The 3,322-nt window shown below is 60.1% G+C and carries 3 protein-coding genes; 1 reads left to right on the top strand and 2 read right to left on the bottom strand.

All coding sequences use genetic code 11. From position 1 onward, the window contains the following. Nucleotides 1–598 precede the first annotated feature (598 nt). Together AC1D34_RS35535 and AC1D34_RS35540 are read right to left on the bottom strand one after the other, a co-directional pair. Nucleotides 599–1,222, bottom strand: a complete 624-nt coding sequence (locus tag AC1D34_RS35535) for a cysteine hydrolase family protein (RefSeq protein ID WP_476826782.1) — start codon at nucleotides 1,220–1,222, stop codon at nucleotides 599–601. A 27-nt stretch (nucleotides 1,223–1,249) separates the two neighbouring features. Continuing rightward, nucleotides 1,250–2,773 carry an FAD-dependent oxidoreductase gene (locus AC1D34_RS35540; protein ID WP_476826783.1) on the bottom strand — a complete coding sequence of 508 codons (1,524 nt, stop codon included), beginning with the start codon at nucleotides 2,771–2,773 and terminating at the stop codon, nucleotides 1,250–1,252. 167 nt (nucleotides 2,774–2,940) lie between these two features. Here AC1D34_RS35540 and AC1D34_RS35545 point away from each other — a divergent pair. Further along, nucleotides 2,941–3,322 (top strand): transposase (locus AC1D34_RS35545; RefSeq protein ID WP_476826784.1); only part of this gene is annotated, 382 nt, incomplete at its 3' end.

The raw sequence follows: 3,322 nt of genomic DNA on the forward strand, positions 1-3,322 counted from the left end.
CCCCTAGATTGACCTGTCGGCTCTGGATCTGATGGCATGGTGTGGCGGTCTTCGTACTGACCACGGACAGAAGCATGATCCTGGCGACGAGATATCGTTCAGAGGGACTTGACGATCAAAGGCCCATTACAGAAGCCGAACGATCCGGGGAGAGCCGGGAATCGGTCGAATGGCACTACTTGCAGGAAGACAGTGAACCACCGCCGCGAATCCTCGCGGTCGCTRCTGAAATSCTGTCGTCGCCAGAAATGGGAAGCGAGGAAGGGTCAGTAAGCGGAAGCAGCTTCCTGACCAAGGATGATCTGCCATTCTCCGGTCTCCCCGGAAACCTTGGGAAGTTGAAAAWGGACTAGACGGTGAATGGATGCGCCGAGCTGGGCAAGGAGGAAGTGGCGAGCGAGTCAAATACTACAGGGACTCATCCAATGTTGCGCACGCGTGACGGCGGCCGGGTCGGCGGATCAGTGGTCGAGGCCGCTTCTTCAACTCTTCGACCGTCTTCAGATGAATTCCGTAGCGCCTCAACAGCCCACTTAGGCTCTCTCGAACAAATTTGTATCTCCACTGACAGACTCCGTCGTACCGACCCTGTCCACCATCAAAGTCCGGGGTCGAACACCTGACACCAAGCCCCCAGGATCTCTTCGGTGTCTGCGATCGCCAGTTGGTGCGCGAACCGGCACTCGAACATCCTGATGAGAGCATCGTGACCTTCATCAGACGAACTGCAAACGGCGTCGCGCGCAACTACCACATAGAAACCAAGATCGATCGCCGCCAGGATGGTCGATAAGACGCAGACATCTGTCTCGGCCCCTGAGAACACGAGAGTGTCGGCCCGCCATTCCCTGAGCATGGTCGCCAGCTTATGCCCGGCAAACGCCGAGTATACCGGTTTGTCGTAGATAAGGGCGGGGGGAGCGAAACCTTCTAGCGGGGGCACGAGATCCACCAGGCGGGGATCCAATCGGTCGAGGGTCGTGTTCCGCCAGTGCCGATAGTAACCGCGCCAGGCGCCAGGCGCGATCTCCGGCGTTTGCGGAGGGACGAACCGAGTAAAGATCGTCCTGTCGTGACTAAGCGCGGCCAGCTCGGCACATTTTGGAAGAACCCGGTCCATCCAAGGGGTCGGCCAAGGGCCGTCGGCGGAAAACAACCGCTGCATATCGATACAGATATGGACGGATCTCGACGATAAGCGCAGCCGCTCGGCATTCGACATGGGCCCTCCGGATCAGACGCGGGTCCTTTAGTTCTCGGTCTCGGGAAGCGCCATAACGGCTGGTCCGTTCAGCACGCTTCCATCCGGTGCAAAATGAGAGCCGTGGCAGGGGCAATCCCAGCATCGCTCAAAGCTGTTCCACTGTAGATGGCAGCCCAGATGCGTACAGACCGCTGACCGCTGATATATTCTGCCGTTCTCGTCGCGATACGCGGCGATCTTGGTCAGACCACTTCGAATGATTGCACCTTGTCCGGGATAAAGGTCCTCAACCGAAGCAAGCTCGCCGGGCGCCAGATACGATGCGGCGTTCGAGAGGGCCGTGATGTTCTCGGACATGAATCTGCCCGCCGCTTTGAGCGGTTTGCGCGCTGGATCATACACGGAGGCATAGGGGCTTTCGTCACCAGCGATCATCGCCGGGATCATCAAACTGGCAACAACGCCATGGGTGATACCCTGGCCCGAATCCCCGGTTACGACGTAGATTCGCTTATAATCGGGATCGAGCCCAATGAACSCACWATAATCGAGCGTGTCCAWGACTTGACCGGACCAGCGATGGGTTTCCGCTCCGAGGCTGGGCACCAGCATTCGGATCCACGCATCAAGAGCAACGAAACGTGCGGCCGCATTGTCGGCTTCTCCAGACTTGTGGTCCTCGCCCCCCACGATAAGTCGGTCACGCCCCTTGGGCCCGGCCGTAACGCGCACATAGTGATAGGGGTCGAGCGTGTCCCAGTAGAGCTTGTCCTCAACCTCCCCGTTTTTGACGTCAAAGGCCATCGCATAGGTGCGATACGGCGCCTGCTTGGTGTGAAAGCCCGTGGTCCTATGGATCGGCGAATTGGTGGCGACCACCGCAGTTGACGCCGCGACCTGATGGCCATTCGCCAACCTCGCCCGCACCCCGGCCCCCTGCTCCTGGATCTCGTCAACGGCGGTGTTGGGATGGAGAATTCCGCCCTTCGCTTCGATCGCGTCGCAAAGGCCCTGCAAGTATTTTAGGGGATGGAACGTCGCCTGATTGGGGTATCGGAGCCAGGGCGTGTCTTCGAGGCCGACGAGCGGAAGCCCTTTTCCGCGCTTGACCGTGACTGCCAATTTTGCGGCGGCTTTGATTTCGTCATCCAGGACGCTCTTGTCGCTTGTCGGGTCCAAAAACAGGATGCCGTCCAGGCGGCGAAACTCGCACTCGATGCCTTCCCGGAATTGAATTTCCTCGATTCGGTCGACCGCGGCGCTTTGGCTGTCCTGAAATCCTCGGGAAAGCTCGGTCCCTCTCATCGACACCAGTTCCGCCAACGAGTCATCGCAGATCGGGGCCAAATGCGCTGTGGTTCGCGCCGTCATTCCGCCGGCAATGGCCCCGCGATCCAGAACGGCAACAGATAGACCTCGCTGCAAAAGCTCGTAAGCGATCGACAAACCGGCAATGCCGGCGCCAATCACGACCACATCAATCGCGAGATCCTTCTCGAGCGGGCGGGCATGACCTGCAACCTTCACGTCCATCCAGACCGACCGGCTGTGTTCGTCCATCGCATTCATCGGAAAACCTCCACCCTACGAGGAGGAACGCGAACTCCCGTTTTTGGTTCGGCAAGAAGAGAGGAATGACGGCGCTCCGAAAGTTGGGCCGGGTCCTCGGATGACTGATCAATGCACCGTCCCGGTTTCAACAGCGGATCATCGAGCCACTTCTCGAAGTGCGACGGGTGCTGCGGGAGCAGTTCCAGCATCTGCACAAAGCGATGGGGCGGCTGGCCGAGAGCGACGAAACCTGCAAGCTGCTGATGACGGCGCCGGGCCTCGGTCCGATGGTCGCGCTGAGCTTCCGGGCCGGCGTCGATGAGCCGGCTCGTTTTGGCCGATCACGCTCCGTCCCTGCCCATTTCGGGCTGACGCCTTCGCGCTATCAGTCGGGAGAGATCGACCGGGATCGCGGCATATCCAAGTGCGGCGATGCCGGGATCCGCTGGGCGCTGGTCGAGGCCGCCGGGATCCTGCTGCGGATCTTGAAGAAGAGCTCGCCGCTGAAGACGTGGGGGCTTGCCGTCGCCCGGCGGCGTGGCGTGGCGAAAGCGACCGTGGCGGTAG

The organism is Allobosea sp. P1_A7 (genome assembly GCF_056406775.1).